Origin of the sequence: Sinorhizobium fredii NGR234 (genome assembly GCF_000018545.1) — a bacterium.
Lineage (GTDB): Bacteria > Pseudomonadota > Alphaproteobacteria > Rhizobiales > Rhizobiaceae > Sinorhizobium > Sinorhizobium fredii_A.
Genome location: NC_012587.1, coordinates 2,947,656 through 2,964,848, shown reverse-complemented (window position 1 = coordinate 2,964,848; position 17,193 = coordinate 2,947,656). Strand labels below are relative to the sequence as shown.

Sequence of the window (17,193 nt, the reverse complement as noted above, 5' to 3'; positions counted from 1 at the left end):
GTTTCACATGTTATACGGCTTGCCACAAGCTTTTCGTGCTATAGCTTTAGCTGATCCGTCCGCTTCGCGCCGTGATTGATTTCTTGTTCAAGCTGGAGCAGACCAACCATGACCGGTGATTACCTCAAGGCCCTGATGGGTTTGCAAGCCCGATCGCCCGTGCTGATGTCGCTCTACGATCAGCACGATCGGCTGCGCTTTGCCAATGCGGCATTCCGTTCCACCTATCATGTCGGCGCCGACGAGTCGCCGACCTGGGAAGAGATCGTGCGCCGCAATCACGCGGCGGGCCGGGGCATGATACTCGGCACCGACGACATCGATACCTGGATCGGCACGGCCCTCGAGCGGCGCCTCACCGTGCCGTCCCGCACGACGGAGGCCGAACTGCATGACGGCCGCTCGCTGTGGGTGACGGAGACCATCGATGAAAAGGGCTGGACGCTTTCGATGGCGGTCGACGTGACCGCCATAAGGGAGGAGGAGCGCAAGCACCGGAAGGACAGGGATTTCGCCTTGCGGGATACGCCGGTGGAGGAACTGACCCATGTTCCCGATCGGCGCCATACCCTCGGTAAGCTCGCCGAATTCATCCAGAACTGCGCCGAGAATCCGCAGATGTGGGGTTGTGTGGCGATCGTCGACATCGATTATTTCAAGGCGATCAACGATCGCTATGGTCCGCAGCGCGCCGACGATGTGCTGATCGATTTCGCGCGTCAAATGCAGGGCTTCGTCCGTCGCTCCGACTGCTTCGGCCGCCTCGGTGGCGAGGCCTTCATGCTGATCCTGCCCGACACGACGGTCAGCGAGTCGAACCTCATCCTCGATCGCTTGCTGGAAAAGGTGCGCGGCGCCAGGCCGCTGTCGAACATTCCGGAATTCTACTACACCTGCTCGGTCGGGCTTGCGGAGTATCGCGAGGGCGACAAGGTCAGCGACATCTATTCCCGCGCCAATCAGGCACTCAATCTGGCGAAGCGCGAGGGCCGCGACCGGGTGAAGCGCTATACCCTGCCCGGCTCAGACCATGAGTTCCGCCCGGATCAGACCTCGTAGGGAATTGCCGACATAGAGGCGGCCACCATGCAGGTCGGCGGCCGTCAGCCGCGCGACCCGCGCGCGCCGCTGACAGATGAGTTCCGTCCTGAGGACGCCGGCGAGCAGGCCGCAGGAAATCGGTGGCGTCTTCAGCACTCCATGGCCATCGTCGAGGAAGATCGAGGTTATCGTGCCCTCGCAGACCTCGTCCCTCTCGTTGAGCAGGATCACTTCGTCGGCCTGATCCGGGGAAAACTCGCTGCGTGCGGCATCGTAAACGCCGCGCCGCGTCGTCTTCACCCGCAGCAGCCGGTCGGAAGAATCGAGCCGGGTGGAGGCGATCCGGATGCGCCACAGCGCGTCGGCCGGTAGCGGTGTGAACGGCGCGGTGGTGACCGCAACGGCGCCGTGACGGTCGAGCGTGAGCCGCACGCGCAAAGGCCCTTCCGCCTCGCGAACCGCCTCTTGCAGCCGCGCCGCGGCGGCCGCCGCGCCGGCGAAGCCGAGGCGGCGGGCGGAGCGTGTCAGCCGTGCGAGGTGCAGTCTGAGGCGGACGAAGCCGGTGTCGGGCTCATAGCGCAGGGTCTCGATCAGCGAGAAATCCGTCATCGGGCGATCCCGGCGTCGCCGACGGCGAAGCGGGCCTTCAGCAGGCATTCGTCATATTCGGCTTCGGCCCTGGAATCGAAAACGATGCCGCCGCCGACATTGAAGATGGCGCGGCCGTCGGGAAACAGGGAAATCGTCCGGATCGCCACGTTGAAGCGCATCACGCCATCCGGCGCGATGAAGCCGATCGCCCCGCAATAGGCGTCGCGGGGGCCGGATTCCAGTTCGTGCAGGATCTGCATGGCCCGCATCTTCGGCGCGCCGGTAATCGAGCCGCAGGGGAAGAGGGCGGCGAAGATGTCGGCGACCGAAATATCCGGCAGGAGCCTGGCCCGCACATGGCTCACCATCTGGTGGACCGTCGGATAGGTCTCGATCTCGAAGAGCTTCGGCACGGTGAGCGTGCCGACTTCGGTGATGCGGGAGATGTCGTTGCGCAACAGGTCGACGATCATCCGGTTTTCGGCCTGTGTCTTCTCGTCCTCGCGCATCTCCGCGATGATCGCCGCATCCTCCTGGGCGGTCGCGCCACGCGGTGCGGTGCCTTTCATCGGGTGCGTCTCGATCCAGCCGTCCGTATCGACGTGGAAGAAGAGCTCGGGCGATCGCGACAGCAGGACGGGTCCATCGAGCGCCACCAGCGCGCCGTACTTGACCGGCTGGCGTTCGATCAGCGACCAGAAGGCGGCGCGCGGATCGCCGGACCAGCGCGCATGGATCGGCATCGTCAGGTTCGCCTGGTAGCAATCACCCTGGCGCAGGTGCTGGTGCAGCCGTTCGAAACGCTGGCGATAGGCCGGAAAATCCCAGCCGGCCCGGAGCTCGGAAAGGAAGGGCTCGTTCTCGACGCGTCGCTGTGGCTCGGCGAGCGCGTGGCCTTCCGCCGGTGCATCGAAGACACCGAAGGACATCAGCGGCGTCTCGCGCTGCTCCTCGGCAAAGGGGGTGAGCTTTGCCTCGAAGAGATGCCCCGCCTCATAGGCCATGTAGCCGGCGAGCCATTTGCCGGCGCGGCGGGCAGCCTCGAGTTCTGAAAGTCCGCGTCGGAACTCCGCCCGCGTGCGCGCCGTGATCATGCGCGAAGGTTCAGCGAACACCGTCGTGCGGTCTTCGCTGTCGTCCCGGAAGAGGACAAAGGGCGCGTGGTCAATCATCGAGGCTGGTCGCTGTCAGTCGGTCAACGTTCCGCGGGGCGCGGATCACGCCTTATCAAGCGCCTCCAGTTCATCGATCAGCCCTTCAATCATCGACAAGCCCTGTGCCCAGAACGACGGATCGGCGGCATCGAGCCCGAAGGGTGCAAGGAGTTCGGAGTGATGCTTGGTCCCGCCGGCCTTCAGCAGGTTGAAGTATTTCTCCTGGAAGCCGCTCTCGGCGTTCCGATAGACGGCATAGAGCGAATTCACCAGGCAATCGCCGAAGGCATAGGCATAGACATAGAAGGGTGAATGGATGAAATGCGGGATATAGGCCCAGTAGGTTTCATAGCCTTCCGAAATCCGGATGGCCGGCCCGAGGCTTTCGCGCTGCACCGACAGCCACAGTTCGCCGAGATCGTCGGCGGTCAACTCGCCCTGTTTGCGCGCCGTATGGACCTTGCGTTCGAATTCGTAGAAGGCGATCTGGCGCACGACCGTGTTGATCATGTCCTCGACCTTCTGGGCGAGCATGGCCTTGCGCTCGCGCTTGTCCTTGGTCCGGTCGAGGAGGGCGCGGAAGGTCAGCATCTCGCCGAAGACCGAGGCGGTTTCCGCGAGCGTCAGCGGGGTCGATGCCATCAGCGCGCCCTGCCCACCGGCGAGCACCTGGTGGACGCCATGCCCGAGTTCATGGGCGAGCGTCATCACGTCGCGCGGTTTGCCCATGTAATTGACGAGCACGTAAGGATGCACGGAGGGGACCGTCGGATGGGCGAAGGCGCCGGGCGCCTTGCCCGGCCGCACGGGTGCGTCGATCCAGCGGTCATCGAAGAAGCGCCGGGCGATCGATGCCATTTCCGGCGCGAAGCCGTGATAGGCGGATAGGACCGTGTCCTTCGCCTCGCCCCAGGGGATCAGCGCGTTCGGTGTTTCCGGCAGGGGCGCGTTGCGGTCCCAGAACTCCATCTGCTCCATGCCGAGCCACTTGGCTTTCAGCCCATAGTAGCGATGCGAGAGGCGCGGATAGGCGTCCTTGACCGCCGCGGCAAGCGCGTCCACCACTTCGCGCTCGACCCGGTTGGCGAGATGGCGGCTGTCGGCGATGTCCTCGAAGCCACGCCAGCGGTCGGAAATTTCCTTGTCCTTGGCGAGCGTATTGGTGACCAGTGTGAAGGTGCGGATATTCGCCTTGAAGGTCTCGGCAAGCGCGATCGCCGCCTTCTTGCGGTTTTCGGAGGACGCATCCTGCAAGAGGTTCAACGTCACCTCGAGCGGCAGCGCTTCTCCGTCGACCGAGAAGGTCAGCGACGCGATCGTCTCGTCGAACAGCCGGTTGAAGGCGTTCGCCCCGGTCATCGACTTTTCCAGGAAGAGCTGCTCCAGCCTGTCGTCGAGTTGGTAGGGCTTGTCCTTGCGCAGGTCGAGAATCCACGGCTTGTAATGGCCGGCAAGGCTGTCCGCCTCGAGCGTGGCGTCGATTACCTTGTCGTCGATCCGGTTGAGCTCCAGCGAGAAGAACAACAGATGCGCCGATATATCGGTGAGCTTCGATTGGACGTCGCCGTAAAGCTTGCCGTTCGCCGGATTGGACGTGTCCGAGAAATAGGTGAGGCCGGCGAAGGAGGCGATGCGGCCCATCAGGTCCTCGAGCGCCTCGAACTCCTTGACGGCCGCGCCGATGCCTTGATCGCCCGTCCTGGCGGCGGCGTCTGCCAGATTGCCCTTCCACCTGTTCTCGAAGGCAAGCGCGTCGGCTTCGGCCTTTGCGAGATCACGGCGGAATTCGTCGGAGCCGGCGGAGGCGTAGAGATCCTCGAGCCGCCAGGTGGGCAGATCGCCGAGGTCGGCAACTGCGCTCGCCGCCTGCACCGCCGGCGCGCGCACTGGGGAGGGACCGAAGGCGGCGAGAAGGGGCGAAGCGAGTGTCATTGGCGGGTCTCCCGTTTTGCCTGGAGCAGGCAAGCGATATGGGGCGCATTGCTATCGTCCGCAATGGCTAAAATGCAAGCATTTCTCAAAACACGATGTTCAGTCCTCTATGGCACGAATGGCTGGCATGATTTGGCACATGAGGCTGGCCAAAGAGTACCGCGTGTCCTAAGCAGGAGGCTTTCGTGACATCCCATATTCTTGTCATCGATGACGATCCGGTGCAGCGCCGTTTGCTGACGAACATGATCGAGCGGCTCGGCCATGTCGCGCATCTCGCCGACAACGGGCGCAGCGGGCTCGAACTCCTGGAGCGCAAGGGCGGCATGATCAATGTCATCCTGCTCGATCTGCTGATGCCGGAGATGAACGGCCACGGCTTTCTCGAGGCGCTTGCCGAAAGGGGTATCGATACGCCGGTCATCGTCCAGACAGGGCAGGGCGGCATCGAGACGGTCGTGCAGGCGATGCAGGCGGGTGCCTTCGATTTCCTCGTCAAGCCGGTCTCCCCGGAGCGGCTGTCGATTGCCATCGGCAATGCGCTGAAGATGGCAAGCCGCGACGGAAGGGTCAAAACCGCTCGCCGGCCGCGTGGCGGCGCGATCGGTTTCGACGATATCGTCTCGGCAAGCCCGGCGATGATCCGCGTCCTCGATCTGGCGCGGCGTGCCGCGCAGTCGAACATTCCGGTCGTGCTCGAGGGCGAATCCGGCGTCGGCAAGGAGATGGTGGCGCGGGCGATACAGGCGGCAAGCGACCGGGCGAGCAAGCCCTTCGTTACCGTCAACTGCGGGGCCATCCCGCATAACCTCGTCGAGAGCATCCTCTTCGGCCATGAGAAGGGCGCCTTTACCGGCGCGACCGAAAAGCACAGCGGCAAGTTCGTCGACGCGGACGGCGGCACTTTGTTCCTCGATGAGATCGGCGACCTGCCGCTCGAGGTTCAGGTGAAGCTGCTGCGCGCCGTCCAGCAGGGCGAGATCGAGACGGTCGGCGCACGCCAGCCGCAGCGCGTCAACGTGCGGCTGATCTCGGCCACCAACAAGGACCTGATCAACGAGGTGCGCGAGGGGCGCTTCCGCGAGGACCTCTATTATCGCCTCAACGTCTTCCCGATCACCATCCCGGCGTTGCGCCGGCGCAAGGAGGACATTCCCGTGCTGGTGCGCGCCTTCGTCGAGCGCTTCACCGCGGAGCAGAGGCTTAACCAGCCTGTGACGGTTTCGAGCGGCGCCATGGCGCTGCTGACCGCCTATGACTGGCCCGGCAATATCCGCCAGCTTGAAAACGCCATCTTCCGCGCCGTCGTGCTTGCCGAAGGCGGCGAACTCACCGTCAAGGACTTTCCGCAGATCGCCACCCAGATACCGGGCTACGTCGTTGCCGACCGCAGCGGGTTCTCCTGGGGCGAGGCGGGTCCGGAACGCCGTCCGCCGGCTGGCGCCACTGCAACCGTTCTCCCTTCGCGCCCCGATATCCCGGAACGGTCCGAGCCTTTCGGCCCGGTGCCGGAAGGACGTTCCGAAAACGCCATCGCCAGCGTCGACGAGGGCGGCGAGGTGCGCAAACTTGCCGAAGTCGAGGAGGAACTGATTCGGTTTGCGCTGAAGTTCTATCGCGGCCAGATGAGCCAGGTAGCCCGCAAACTCGGCATCGGGCGCTCGACTCTCTATCGAAAGCTCAAGGATTACGGCATCGATCCGGACAATCCGGTGCGCGAAGCGGCATAAAATCGACGCATTCACACCTCATTTGCCGTGCAATTCGCTCACCGCCGTTTAGACCTTGTTAGGAAACTGTTCACTATATTATAAGGGGCGGTGACGACTGTGGCATATTTGCCATGCTGTCACCTTATTTGACAGTCATCTGAGACAGCAAAGCACGGTAGTCCGGCGAACGGGGATTGAATGCCAAATTTGTTCGGTTTGGGGGAGCCTCTTGGTTCCTTGACGCGCAGACTCTGCTCGGCGATTACCCGCAAGGGGCCGCAGGTTCTCGCCTCCATCGCCTTGGCCTGCTCCCTCGTCACTCCCGGAATGGCGCCGCCGGTCGAGGCCGCCGGCCAGACACGGACACTGAAGCTCTATTTCATCCATACCAAGGAAAAGGCGCAGATCACCTTCAAGCGCAACGGCCGCTACGATTCGAAGGGCTTGCAGCAGATCAACCGGTTCCTGCGCGACTGGCGGCGGAACGAGCCGACCAAGATGGACCCACGCCTGCTCGACCTGATCTGGGAAGTCTACCAGAAGAGCGGTTCGCGCGACTACATCCACGTCGTCTCCGCCTATCGCTCGCCCGCCACCAACGGCATGCTGCGGTCCCGTTCGAAGGGCGTCGCCAAGAAGAGCCAGCATATGCTCGGCAAGGCGATGGACTTCTACCTGCCCGACGTGAGGCTGAAGACGCTGCGCGAGATCGGCATGAAGTTCCAGGTCGGCGGCGTCGGCTATTATCCGACCTCGGGGTCGCCCTTCGTGCACATGGACGTCGGCGGCGTGCGCGCCTGGCCGCGCATGACCCGCAACGAACTCGCACGGCTCTTCCCAGACGGCAAGACCATGCATATCCCGGCCGACGGCCGGCCGTTGCCGGGCTATGAGCAGGCGGTTGCCGATTACAAGCGGCGCGTCGGTTCCTCGGCGATCGAGGTCGCCGGCGGTGGCGCGAAAGGACCGGGCGATGTCGGCAGCGGCAAGCGCCGCAACCTCTTTGCCGCGCTGTTCGGCGGCGGCGGGGACGAGGACGAAGAACCGACAGCGATCGCCGCCGGCGCAGGCGAGGGCGGCGACGAGGGAGCTCCGGCCAAGGTCCAGACCGCCGCGGCGTCGGCAGATCAGGAGGCGTTGCCGGGTGTCGCGGGTTCGGTCGCCGGTGCGTCGGCGGAAGAACAGCAGACCATCAACGCGCCGGTACCCGCCGTGCGCCCTGCCTTCAAGAATGCTCCAGCGGAGGGCGGCGTAGCCGTCGCGCTTGTTGCACCGGAAAAGAACAGTGCCCAGGAGGCCCTGGCCGCCGCCATGCCGCAGACGGCCGAGACGCCGTCGGAATATGCGGATCTCAGCACGCTGAAGGTGCCGGTCCCGCAGATGCTCGCACGGCATGACATGAACGCGCTGGTGGCCGGCGAGACGCTGGTGGCCTCGGCAGACGGCCAGACGCCTGAACTCGGCTTCGTTCCGGTGCCGGGGATGCGTCCGGCCGGGGAAGCGGCGCTCGCCGCCGTCGCCGAAGCCAATGTCACCGTGCCGCTCGTTCCGGAGCGCCCGGTTGCGGCCGCATCCGTTGCCGAGACGATCGACATGGCCCCGGCTGATATGACCCCGCCGGTCGATACGCGTGTTGCGCTGGCGGCACCGACCGTCGACGAGCATCAGGGGTCGGCGATCCAGGTGGCCGCCTACGCGCCGCAGTCCGATACCCGTTCGCAGGCTGCAATCTTCGACAGCGCCTTCGATACCGAGGCCGACCTTCCTTCGAAGGGTGCCCGTCCAAAACGGCAGGATGCGGAGGCGGCAAGCCGCTCCTCCGTCCGAACGGAGCCGAAGCTGACCAAGAAGATCATCTCCGAATGGGCGCTTTCTACCGGACGCGTCGCCACGCTGTCGAAGCCTGTCAAGGCACCTCGGTTCGTCAGCAGCTCGCTCAGGGCCGCGCCGACCACCGTCTATGCAGCCGGCTTCAACAGCGGTGTCGGCTCGGTCGATACGGCTCGCTTCAGCGGCAATGCCGTGAACTTCATGGAAGTGAAGAAGTTCAGTACCAATTGAAGTCATCCACCGGACATGAAAAAGCCCGCCGACCGGCGGGCTTTTTGTTGATCCCGACTCTTAGACCGGGATGCGCTCACATGCGTTCGCGCCGCAGCTCTAACTATTTGTTTTTGTCGCATTTGTGCGACATCAGGTGATTCCACCTGACTGCAAAATGCTCTAGCAACTATGCGGCCTCCTCGGCCGCCGGAACCATCCCCAGTGCCTGCAGATAGGTGTCAAGGATCGCTTCCTGCTCCAGGCGCTCGTCGGCGTCCTGCTTGCGGATGGAAATGACCTTGCGCAGGATCTTCGTGTCGAAGCCCATCGACTTGGCTTCGCCATAGACATCCTTGATGTCATCGGCGATCGTCTTCTTTTCCTCTTCCAGCCGCTCGATCCGTTCGATGAAAGCGCGAAGCTGATCGCGTGCGAAGCCTTGAGCATCCGACATGGTCTTCTCCTTAGGGGGAATACAATTCTTGTGCCGTGACCTGCCGCGAACGGCAGGCGAGGTCAAGGGCCTTTACGCAACAGAACGGGCAATTCCTCCGCGAGCCGGCGCGGAGCGGTGCTGCACATGTGGATTGATGTGGATATGGCGGGAAATTCCCGTCTTCCTGGATTGCGCTACTCCTTCGGGCGGTTGCGCTCGAAGGCTGCCTGCTGTTCGGCGGACGCGTCGCTCTGGTAACGCTCCCGCCATTCGTCATAGGGCATGCCATAGATGATCTGGCGCGACTCTTCCTTGCTCATCTCGGTGCCCGACGCTTCGGCGGCCTCCCGGTACCAGTTCGACAGGCAGTTGCGGCAAAAGCCGGCGAGGTTCATCAGGTCGATGTTCTGGACGTCGCTACGGGTGCGCAGATGCTCGACCAGCCGGCGGAAGGCGGCGGCCTCGAACTGGATGCGCTGCTCACTGCTGAGTTCGGTCAATGCATTGTCTCCTATTCGTCAGCCCTCATAGGCGCCGGTCCGCGATGGATGGCGCTGATACGCATGAAGCGCCGGCATGGCGTTGAGCTCCGCGAGGATAGGCGCCAGCCGCTCGGCCCAGGCGGCAACCCCTGCTGCGTCGGCAATCAGGTCCTGCCTCACCTCGATCAAGGCATGGGCGATGCCCGGCATCATGCAGTGGCGGTACATGGTATCGCCCCGCAGGGCGCCGTCATAGGGCTCGTTGTTGCCGACGATGATGTCGCCGGCCGCTTCGAGCTTCTCGATCAATGGGAAGACGGCGCGCGGGTCGTTGTCCCAGAGGACCGCCGCGTGCCAGGGGCGCGCAATACCCTTCCAGGCGGGTGTGAAGGAATGCAGAGAGATCACCAGCGGCGGCTTGCCGCCGGCGGCAGCGGCCTCGGCGATGGTCTGCGACACCGCCTCATGGTACGGCCGATGAAAACGATTCAGCCGGTTCTGCCATTCCTCGTCGGTGATCGGATGGTTGCCCGGGACGATCGCGCCGTCCGAGATCTTCATGATCAGCGTCGGGTCGTCCTCGCCGCGGTTGGGGTCGATCAGCAGGCGTGAGAAGCAGCCGAGCACCGCAGGTGCCTCGAGTGCCGCGGACAATCGCCGCACCAAAGATTCGATGCCGATGTCATAGGCGATGTGGCGCTCGAAGACGCTGTCGGCAAGGCCGAGGCGCCCATATTCCTGGGGAAGCCGGTTCATGGCGTGGTCGGCAAGCAGGACGAGACCCTTTTCCCGTTTGCCGTCGATGATTTCGTAGGGGGAGAAGTGGCGCATTCCGATCCCGTGTCGCTCTACAGCGCCGCGCGCCTTATCAGGCGCGCAAAGGTCGCTGTAGCACTTTGAATTGCTGCATGTCTCCTCAAATCGAGGTCGATTTAAGGAGACATGCAGCAGGGCGTTGCGAACCTGATCGCACGCAAATTTGCGCCTCGCAATAAAAAGCCGTGAGTTCAGCGCCTTCTGTCACAGGAATGGCAAATATAATCGATTAGAGTTGCGTTGACTTTCCGGGCTGGCCGTCGCAAGAAAGTGCCACGCAATTTCAAAAACGGAGTTCCGCAGGAAGCCGTGTCTAGATATCCTTTTTCCAAAGCGAAGCCGGGGTCGACGACGTTAGGAGCTATCCTCCTGTATTCCTTGGTAGTTTCCGGCGCATTTCTCATTTCTGGCGAAGCTCGGGCCGACTTTCGGGTCTGCAACGGGACGCAGCAACTGGTCGGCGTGGCGATCGGCTATCGTGCCAAGGAAGGCTGGGTCACGGAGGGCTGGTGGCAGGTGCCGGCAACGACCTGCGCGACGCTGATCGAGGGCGAACTCCAGTCCCGCTACTACTATCTCTATGCGGAGGACGCGGCCAAGGGCGGCCGGTGGACCGGCGACATCAACATGTGCGTCGCCGAAAACGAGTTCAAGATCGCCGGCGTGCAGGACTGCTTCGCGCGCGGTTTCCAGCGGATGGGATTCAAGGAATATGACACGGGGCGGCAGGGGAGCTGGATGGTTCAGCTTTCCGATACGCCCGGCACGCAGGAAAGCCAGAATTGATGAGACGGAACAGAAAAGTCAAAATCCTCGCCACGCTCGGGCCGGCATCGTCCGAGGAGCAGATGATCCAGAAGCTGCACGAGGTGGGGGCCGACCTGTTCCGCATCAATATGAGCCATGCGAGCCATGACGTCATGCGCATGCTCATCGAGCGGATTCGCAGTGTCGAAGCGCGTTGCGGCCGGCCGATCGGCATCCTTGCCGATCTTCAGGGGCCGAAGCTGCGCGTCGGCAAGTTCGCCGACGGCAAGGTCGACCTCAAGATCGGCCAGACGTTCACGCTCGACAACAAGGACGTGCCCGGCGACACCACGCGCGTCTATCTTCCGCATCCGGAAATTCTCGAGGCGGTGAAGCCCGGCGACCGCTTGCTGATCGACGACGGCAAGCTGCATCTCAGAGCCGAAAAGACCGACGGCAAAAGCATCGTCACCACTGTCGTTTCCGGCACCAGGATCTCCGACCGCAAGGGCGTCAGCCTGCCCGATACGTTGCTCGGCGTCGGCGCCCTCACGGACAAGGACCGGGCCGATCTCGACGCGGTGCTCGCCACCGGCCAGGTCGACTGGGTGGCGCTCTCCTTCATCCAGCGGCCGGAGGATCTTGCCGAGGTCCGCAAGATCGCCCGCGGTCGCGTCGGAATCATGTCGAAGATCGAGAAGCCGCAGGCGATCGAGCGCATCGACGAGATCATCGAGCTTTCGGACGCGCTGATGGTGGCACGCGGCGACCTCGGCGTGGAAATGCCGCTCGAATCCGTCCCCGGCCTGCAGAAGCAGCTGACGCGCGCCTGTCGGCGTGCCGGCAAGCCCGTCGTCGTCGCGACGCAGATGCTCGAATCGATGATCTCCTCGCCGGTGCCGACGCGCGCCGAGGTCTCGGACGTCGCCACCGCCGTGTTCGAAGGCGCCGATGCGGTCATGCTTTCGGCCGAATCGGCCTCGGGCGAATACCCGGTCGAAGCGGTCTCAACCATGGCCTCGATCGCCAGCAACGTCGAACGCGACCCGCATTATTCGGGCATCATCTACGCCCAGCGCACGCCGCCGGAGGCAACCGGCGCCGACGCCATCTCGCTTGCCGCCCACCAGATCGCCGAGACGCTCAATCTGGCGGCGATCGTCACCTACACGTCGTCGGGCGCGACCGGTCTGCGCGCCGCCCGCGAGCGCCCGCAGGTGCCGGTCATCGCCCTTTCGCCGATCGTCCAGACGGCCCGTCGCCTCTCGGTCGTGTGGGGCCTGCATTGCGTCGTCACGGAGGATGCGACCGACCTCGACGACATGGTCAATCGCGCCTGCCGCATCGTCGTTTCCGAGGGTTTTGGCAAGCCGGGGGATCGCATCATCATCTCCGCCGGCGTGCCGCTCGGAACGCCCGGCGCCACCAACATGCTGCGCATCGCCTATATCGGCTCGGACGGCCGCACCGGCGTATAGGAAAGATCCTCAATCGGGTCCTTGACCGACAGGCGGGCTTCGGCCCGTCTTGCTATTTCCTGAAGATCGCGCGGCTTGCCGGAGAGCTTCTCGATCGCGGCGACGACGAGGTCGGTCACGACGTAATCCGGCTTATGGCCGAGATTGCCGATCCACAGCAGCTCAGATCCCTTGATAGATGATGCCAGTCCGCGGGAATGGATGTCGGCAAGGACGATCCCGTCCTGGTCGCCGGTGATGATCACCGTCGGCGCGGAAATCTCCGCATAGCGCGGCGCCACCTGCGTGACGTAGGCGTGCAGGTTGGCGACGTCGACGGCATTGTTGAGAAAAGTGGCTGGTCTGAGCACGAGGTGCGGCGCCGTATTGTCTACGTAGTCTTTCGGGCGCGGGTTCGGCCAGAATATCGTCTGCGTGACCCGGTCGATGCGCCTTAGCCCGATCGGAATGACGGCAGTGTTGGCGAAAAGCCAGCCGATAAAGGGCAGTGCCGCGAAGGTAATATGCCAGTCGACGCCACCCGGCCAGGGATGCGTTGCCGGGGCGAGCAGCACGACGCCTTCGGTTCTGTCCGGATGGCGAAGGGCCAGGCTGGCGGCAATCGCCGCCCCGAAAGAGTGACCGATGATGATTGCCCGGGAGACGCCGCGCTTGTCCATCAGGCGGGCAATAGCGTCGGCCTGGCCGTCCGGACGTGCATTGGCCGGCCCGCCGCGCTCCGAATAACCGTGACCCGGCCGGTCGACGAAGAGCATTTCGGCACGGCCGTCGAGCGCCGGCAGAAAGGCGTGCAACTGGTCGAGAAGATTGCCGCCGGCGCCATGAATGAAGACGACCGGCGGTAGATCCACCGCCCCATTCGGCCGGATATGCACGCAGTTCATCCGGAAACCGCCGACGTCCACCAGTTCGCCGCCGTTCGGGAATCGCGCTGCGATCCGGTGCGCCTGCCATTGGCTGTGGGCGAAAGCGGCAAGGATCAGCGCGGCGATAATCAGAAGAGCCAGGAGCATGCGTCGGTCATATCGGCGAACGGCTGTGGGTCACTGGATGTCGCCGCCCGTCACGTACGGCTGCCGGCGAGCTTTTCGGCGAGTTCCCCGAATTGCTCCTGGGCCTTGCGGTCGGAGGGATAGACATCGAGGAATTGTTGCCATGCCCGCATCGCCAGCTCGTTCTTGCCAGCCGCCTCCAGCATGGTTGCCATGCCGGCGATCGCGCCGAAATGCCGGGGTTCGATCGCCAGCACACGGTTTATGTCGGACATCGACTTGCGGTAGTTGCCCATCTGGAAATGCAGCGTGGCGCGGCGATTCCAGCCTTCGACGTAATTGGGAGCAAGCGCGATGACCTGGTCGAGAATATCGAGGGCCACAGGCTTCTTGTCGTCGGTGATCGCCTTGTCGGCCGATTGCATCAGAAGGTTGACCGTGGCGCTGCCGGACTCCTGCCATTCGAGGCGGATGCGGTCGGCAAGTTCGCGCGCCTTGTTTTCGTCGCGCTCCTTCTTGAGGTCCAGGAACAGGGCGTCGAGGCGTTGTTGGGGTGTCGTGAGACTGGCCGTCTCCGGCTGAGGGGCGGGCTGGGTCGCCTGCGACAGGGCCGCAGTTGCCGGGACGGTCAGGGCCAGAATCAAAGTCAGAAAAATGCGCATGGCGGACATCGTAGCCCGCCATGAAACAAGTTCAAAATCAAATGTGAATGAGGATCACCGAAGCGACCGACGTTCAGGCCGGCGGCCTTGGGCCGCCCGAGGGCATCAGCCCTGGCGAGCCTTGAAGCGCGGGTTCGACTTGTTGATGATGTAGACGCGACCCTTGCGGCGAACCAGGCGGTTTTCGCGGTGACGGGTCTTCAGCGACTTGAGCGAATTCTTGATCTTCATTTTTCCTGATCCGCAGGTTTCGGGGAACGAAAATTCGCCCGGTAATTCCAACAATCAAAAGCGCGCCATTCAGCGCGCTCTTCAAGTAGGCAGGCACATACCGTGTCGCCCCCACTGTGTCAACCGCAGGACCGCGGGATTTCGGCACGGGCGGGCCCAAACCTGTGGCCAACGGGCTCAAACGAGACGGGTGAAATGACCCATCTTACGACCGGGACGGGCCTCGGCCTTGCCGTAGAGGTGAACCAGCACGTTCGGCTCGCCGAGCAGGTTGGTCAATTCGGCAATCTCGTCGCCGATGAGGTTCTGCATGAGGCAGTCCGAATGACGCGACGGGTCGCCGAGCGGCAGGCCGGCAATGGCGCGGATATGCTGCTCGAATTGCGAAACGACGCAGGCGGCTTCCGTCCAGTGACCGGAATTGTGGACGCGCGGGGCAATCTCGTTAACGACGACGCTGTCGTCGGCAAGCACGAAAAATTCGACGCCGATCACGCCGACATAGCCGAGCGCCTCGAGAATGGCGGTCGCGGCCTTGCGGGCAGCCTCGGCGGTCGGGGCGGCGACCGACGCGGGCACGGTCGACGTGTAGAGAATGCCGTCCCGATGCACGTTTTCCGCCGGATCGAAGCAGGCGGTGGCGCCGTCGGGGCCGCGCGCGGCGATGATCGAGATTTCCCGTTCGAAAGGCACGAGACTTTCGAGGATCAGCGGCACGCTCCCCAGGGCGGCGAAGGCGCCGGACGGATCGTCGGCTGCGGAGCGGAAGAGGCGTTGCCCCTTGCCGTCATAGCCGAGGCGGCGGGTCTTCAGCACGCCGGCGCCATCGAAATCGGCAAGCGCCGCCTCGAGGTCCGCCTGGCTGCCGACGGCGTGGAAACGGGCTGTGGCAATGCCGCAGCCATTGATAAATTGCTTCTCAACCAGCCGGTCCTGCGCGACCTCCAACGCCTTCGGCGGCGGGAAGACCGGCCGCGCCGCGGTCAGCCGCTCGGCCGCAGCGACCGGAACGTTCTCGAACTCGTAGGTGATCAGGTCTGAGGCCCGGGCGAGTTCGTCGAGCCCTCCAGGATCGTCATAGGCCGCGACAATCTGGGCATTCGCCACCTGGGCGGCGGGACAATCCGGCTGCGGTTCGAGAATGACGGTGCGGAAATTCAGCCGGGCAGCCGCCATGGCCAGCATGCGGCCGAGCTGGCCGCCGCCGATGATTCCGATGGTTTTCATGCCTGGTCTACCGGATACTCGGCGACCGAAACGGTCTGCTGTTCGCGCCAGTCGTCAAGACGGTCGGCGAGGTCGTCGTCGCTCAACGCCAGGACGGCGGCGGCAAGCAGGGCGGCATTGACGGCCCCGGCCCTGCCGATCGCGAGCGTGCCGACCGGAATGCCGGCAGGCATCTGCACGATCGACAGCAGGCTGTCCTGGCCGGAGAGTGCCTTAGACTGTACCGGAACGCCGAACACCGGCAGCGGCGTCATCGAGGCGCACATGCCCGGCAGGTGAGCGGCCCCGCCGGCGCCGGCGATGATCACCTTGAAGCCCTCGTCGCGCGCGCCTTTGGCAAAACGGACCAGCCGGTCGGGCGTGCGGTGCGCCGAAACGATACGGGCCTCGTAGGCGATGTCGAGTGCCTCGAGCGTATCGGCGGCATTCTTCATCGTCTCCCAGTCCGACTGGCTTCCCATGATGATGGCGACGGGCGGGGTCGTGGTTTCGGTCACGTCTGTCAGGATCCGTTTCAGGCGATGATGTCGGGGATGATCTGGTCTTCGATCTTGCTGATCTTGTCCTTGATGGCCAGCTTCTTCTTCTTCATGCGCTGGATGCGCAGGGCGTCGCAGCCGGTCTCGATCATGGCATTGATGGCGACGTCGTAGTCTTCATGTTCCTGCCTCAGGCGCGCTATGGTCAGTCTGAGTTCGGCCTGGTCCTGATCCGGCATGCAAAACGATCCCCATAAGCCCGGTCACGTCGACGACGCAATCCGGAATTTCCTGCGCCGCTCTATCACATCTTGGGCGGTGACGGGAAGTTATCCGACGTCATCATTTCGCCTTCGACAAATGAAAAATGGCATGGCACACTAGTAAGGTTACAACCATGGAACATCCGGCATTTGCGTGCTGGATGCAAGCAAAAGGAAGGGACTGCCAATGACCATTGAGGCTCATCTTGCAACGCTTGAGAAAAAACATGGCGCCTTGGAAGAGGAACTGCATGAAGCGCTCAATTCTCCCTCCTGCGAGGACGAACTGATCAGCGAACTCAAGCGGCGGAAGCTGCGCATCAAGGACGAAATCGAAAGACTCCGTTCCTCGACACACTGAATGTGAACGGTATTTCCCGCGTTTTCGGGAGGCGTCGTTTTGCGGAGGCGACACGGCGCAAGGTCAAGAACAATCCCATTACATGACGGATCGCTCGACCGGGCTGATGGCCCGGTCCGCTTCTCCGCCCGGTCTTGTCAATTCGGCCGTTGCGGGCAACGAGCCGCGCGTCTGCGCCGTCAGGACCAGAACTGATCGAGCCATAGGTTGAGGCGGTCGAAGCCGGGTCTATGGATCGCGTAGATACGCCGGGTGCCGCTCGTCGATACCGATACGAGATTGCAATCGAGCAGCGCCTTCAAATGCTGCGACACCGCCGGCCGGCTGATCGGCAGCCCCTCGGCGAGTTCATTGACAGTCTTCGGGGCGCGCCGCAGTTCCTCCAGCAAGTAGCGCCGGTTCGGATCCGCAATGGCGTCGAATGGGTCCGCGATCGTCATGACCGGGACGTTATGCGAATTCTCCCGGGGCAGCAAGAAAATTGTGCATTGCGATAAATCCGCATTGCTTTGCAGCATCCGTGCCGGTTTGCGGAGCTCGCCCGCT

18 protein-coding genes and 1 pseudogene are annotated in these 17,193 nt (G+C 63.5%); 6 read left to right on the top strand and 13 right to left on the bottom strand.

Annotation, left to right across the window (positions count from 1 at the left end):
• Positions 1 to 108 precede the first annotated feature (108 nt).
• Entirely contained in the window at positions 109 to 1,059 is a 951-nt protein-coding gene (locus tag NGR_RS25375; protein ID WP_012709347.1) for a GGDEF domain-containing protein, read from the top strand.
• Here the strand turns inward: NGR_RS25375 and NGR_RS25370 are convergent.
• Genes NGR_RS25370 through NGR_RS25360 form a run of 3 tightly spaced genes read right to left on the bottom strand, consistent with a single transcriptional unit; the run spans position 1,024 to position 4,718 of the window.
• Positions 1,024 to 1,650 (bottom strand): aminotransferase class IV family protein, encoded by a 627-nt coding sequence (locus tag NGR_RS25370; protein ID WP_012709346.1) that lies wholly within the window; start codon positions 1,648 to 1,650, stop codon positions 1,024 to 1,026. The genes NGR_RS25375 and NGR_RS25370 overlap by 36 nt on opposite strands.
• The gene (locus tag NGR_RS25365) at positions 1,647 to 2,804 is read right to left on the bottom strand and encodes an aminodeoxychorismate synthase component I (RefSeq protein ID WP_012709345.1); all 1,158 of its coding nucleotides are present in this window, start codon (positions 2,802 to 2,804) and stop codon (positions 1,647 to 1,649) included. Before NGR_RS25365 ends, NGR_RS25370 begins: the two co-directional genes overlap by 4 nt.
• A gap of 45 nt (positions 2,805 to 2,849) precedes the next feature.
• A complete protein-coding gene (locus NGR_RS25360; RefSeq protein WP_012709344.1) occupies positions 2,850 to 4,718 on the bottom strand; it encodes a M3 family oligoendopeptidase in 1,869 nt (622 codons plus the stop codon).
• 185 nt (positions 4,719 to 4,903) lie between these two features.
• Between NGR_RS25360 and NGR_RS25355 the strand changes: the two genes are divergently transcribed.
• Together NGR_RS25355 and NGR_RS25350 are read left to right on the top strand one after the other, a co-directional pair.
• Positions 4,904 to 6,448, top strand: coding sequence for a sigma-54-dependent transcriptional regulator (locus tag NGR_RS25355; protein WP_012709343.1), 1,545 nt, complete (start codon positions 4,904 to 4,906; stop codon positions 6,446 to 6,448).
• A 180-nt stretch (positions 6,449 to 6,628) separates the two neighbouring features.
• On the top strand, positions 6,629 to 8,491 hold the full coding sequence (locus tag NGR_RS25350; protein WP_012709342.1) for a DUF882 domain-containing protein: 1,863 nt from the start codon (positions 6,629 to 6,631) through the stop codon (positions 8,489 to 8,491).
• Between the two features lie 169 nt (positions 8,492 to 8,660).
• Here the strand turns inward: NGR_RS25350 and NGR_RS25345 are convergent, their stop codons facing one another.
• From NGR_RS25345 to NGR_RS25335, 3 genes are all read right to left on the bottom strand, one after another.
• On the bottom strand, positions 8,661 to 8,927 hold the full coding sequence (locus NGR_RS25345; protein ID WP_012709341.1) for a DUF2312 domain-containing protein: 267 nt from the start codon (positions 8,925 to 8,927) through the stop codon (positions 8,661 to 8,663).
• A gap of 176 nt (positions 8,928 to 9,103) precedes the next feature.
• Entirely contained in the window at positions 9,104 to 9,409 is a 306-nt protein-coding gene (locus NGR_RS25340) for a DUF1244 domain-containing protein (RefSeq protein ID WP_012709340.1), read from the bottom strand.
• An 18-nt stretch (positions 9,410 to 9,427) separates the two neighbouring features.
• Complete coding sequence (locus NGR_RS25335; RefSeq protein WP_012709339.1) at positions 9,428 to 10,222, bottom strand: N-formylglutamate amidohydrolase; 795 nt, start codon at positions 10,220 to 10,222, stop codon at positions 9,428 to 9,430.
• Between the two features lie 387 nt (positions 10,223 to 10,609).
• Here NGR_RS25335 and NGR_RS25330 point away from each other — a divergent pair.
• Positions 10,610 to 10,993: pseudogene (locus NGR_RS25330) on the top strand (DUF1036 domain-containing protein); the annotation flags it as partial.
• On the top strand, positions 10,993 to 12,432 hold the full coding sequence (gene pyk, locus NGR_RS25325; RefSeq protein ID WP_012709337.1) for a pyruvate kinase: 1,440 nt from the start codon (positions 10,993 to 10,995) through the stop codon (positions 12,430 to 12,432). The pseudogene NGR_RS25330 and the gene pyk, both read left to right, overlap by 1 nt.
• Here the strand turns inward: pyk and NGR_RS25320 are convergent.
• The 6 genes from NGR_RS25320 to NGR_RS25295 form a co-directional block, all read right to left on the bottom strand.
• Complete coding sequence (locus NGR_RS25320) at positions 12,399 to 13,445, bottom strand: alpha/beta fold hydrolase (RefSeq protein ID WP_012709336.1); 1,047 nt, start codon at positions 13,443 to 13,445, stop codon at positions 12,399 to 12,401. The genes pyk and NGR_RS25320 overlap by 34 nt on opposite strands.
• A gap of 50 nt (positions 13,446 to 13,495) precedes the next feature.
• Positions 13,496 to 14,095, bottom strand: coding sequence for a hypothetical protein (locus tag NGR_RS25315; protein ID WP_012709335.1), 600 nt, complete (start codon positions 14,093 to 14,095; stop codon positions 13,496 to 13,498).
• A 96-nt stretch (positions 14,096 to 14,191) separates the two neighbouring features.
• Positions 14,192 to 14,317, bottom strand: coding sequence for a type B 50S ribosomal protein L36 (ykgO, locus tag NGR_RS25310; RefSeq protein WP_012709334.1), 126 nt, complete (start codon positions 14,315 to 14,317; stop codon positions 14,192 to 14,194).
• A 177-nt stretch (positions 14,318 to 14,494) separates the two neighbouring features.
• The gene (locus NGR_RS25305) at positions 14,495 to 15,544 is read right to left on the bottom strand and encodes a 5-(carboxyamino)imidazole ribonucleotide synthase (RefSeq protein WP_012709333.1); all 1,050 of its coding nucleotides are present in this window, start codon (positions 15,542 to 15,544) and stop codon (positions 14,495 to 14,497) included.
• On the bottom strand, positions 15,541 to 16,005 hold the full coding sequence (gene purE / locus NGR_RS25300; protein ID WP_164924679.1) for a 5-(carboxyamino)imidazole ribonucleotide mutase: 465 nt from the start codon (positions 16,003 to 16,005) through the stop codon (positions 15,541 to 15,543). Before purE ends, NGR_RS25305 begins: the two co-directional genes overlap by 4 nt.
• 53 nt (positions 16,006 to 16,058) lie before the next feature.
• On the bottom strand, positions 16,059 to 16,262 hold the full coding sequence (locus NGR_RS25295; protein WP_012709331.1) for a YdcH family protein: 204 nt from the start codon (positions 16,260 to 16,262) through the stop codon (positions 16,059 to 16,061).
• A 211-nt stretch (positions 16,263 to 16,473) separates the two neighbouring features.
• Here NGR_RS25295 and NGR_RS25290 point away from each other — a divergent pair, with 211 nt between their 5' ends.
• On the top strand, positions 16,474 to 16,647 hold the full coding sequence (locus tag NGR_RS25290; RefSeq protein ID WP_012709330.1) for a YdcH family protein: 174 nt from the start codon (positions 16,474 to 16,476) through the stop codon (positions 16,645 to 16,647).
• Between the two features lie 179 nt (positions 16,648 to 16,826).
• Here NGR_RS25290 and NGR_RS25285 read toward each other — a convergent pair whose 3' ends face one another.
• Positions 16,827 to 17,087, bottom strand: coding sequence for an ArsR/SmtB family transcription factor (locus NGR_RS25285; RefSeq protein ID WP_037389169.1), 261 nt, complete (start codon positions 17,085 to 17,087; stop codon positions 16,827 to 16,829).
• Between the last annotated feature and the right edge of the window lie 106 nt (positions 17,088 to 17,193).

Bases quoted from the DNA above. Each gene is read 5' to 3' on its own strand.
- NGR_RS25375 (WP_012709347.1), top strand. From the start codon at position 109: ATGACCGGTGATTACCTCAAGGCCCTGATGGGTTTGCAAGCCCGATCG.
- NGR_RS25370 (WP_012709346.1), bottom strand. From the start codon at position 1,650: ATGACGGATTTCTCGCTGATCGAGACCCTGCGCTATGAGCCCGACACC.
- NGR_RS25365 (WP_012709345.1), bottom strand. From the start codon at position 2,804: ATGATTGACCACGCGCCCTTTGTCCTCTTCCGGGACGACAGCGAAGAC.
- NGR_RS25360 (WP_012709344.1), bottom strand. From the start codon at position 4,718: ATGACACTCGCTTCGCCCCTTCTCGCCGCCTTCGGTCCCTCCCCAGTG.
- NGR_RS25350 (WP_012709342.1), top strand. From the start codon at position 6,629: ATGCCAAATTTGTTCGGTTTGGGGGAGCCTCTTGGTTCCTTGACGCGC.
- NGR_RS25345 (WP_012709341.1), bottom strand. From the start codon at position 8,927: ATGTCGGATGCTCAAGGCTTCGCACGCGATCAGCTTCGCGCTTTCATC.
- NGR_RS25335 (WP_012709339.1), bottom strand. From the start codon at position 10,222: ATGCGCCACTTCTCCCCCTACGAAATCATCGACGGCAAACGGGAAAAG.
- pyk (WP_012709337.1), top strand. From the start codon at position 10,993: ATGAGACGGAACAGAAAAGTCAAAATCCTCGCCACGCTCGGGCCGGCA.
- NGR_RS25320 (WP_012709336.1), bottom strand. From the start codon at position 13,445: ATGCTCCTGGCTCTTCTGATTATCGCCGCGCTGATCCTTGCCGCTTTC.
- NGR_RS25315 (WP_012709335.1), bottom strand. From the start codon at position 14,095: ATGTCCGCCATGCGCATTTTTCTGACTTTGATTCTGGCCCTGACCGTC.
- ykgO (WP_012709334.1), bottom strand. From the start codon at position 14,317: ATGAAGATCAAGAATTCGCTCAAGTCGCTGAAGACCCGTCACCGCGAA.
- NGR_RS25305 (WP_012709333.1), bottom strand. From the start codon at position 15,544: ATGAAAACCATCGGAATCATCGGCGGCGGCCAGCTCGGCCGCATGCTG.
- purE (WP_164924679.1), bottom strand. From the start codon at position 16,005: ATGGGAAGCCAGTCGGACTGGGAGACGATGAAGAATGCCGCCGATACG.
- NGR_RS25295 (WP_012709331.1), bottom strand. From the start codon at position 16,262: ATGCCGGATCAGGACCAGGCCGAACTCAGACTGACCATAGCGCGCCTG.
- NGR_RS25290 (WP_012709330.1), top strand. From the start codon at position 16,474: ATGACCATTGAGGCTCATCTTGCAACGCTTGAGAAAAAACATGGCGCC.
- NGR_RS25285 (WP_037389169.1), bottom strand. From the start codon at position 17,087: ATGACGATCGCGGACCCATTCGACGCCATTGCGGATCCGAACCGGCGC.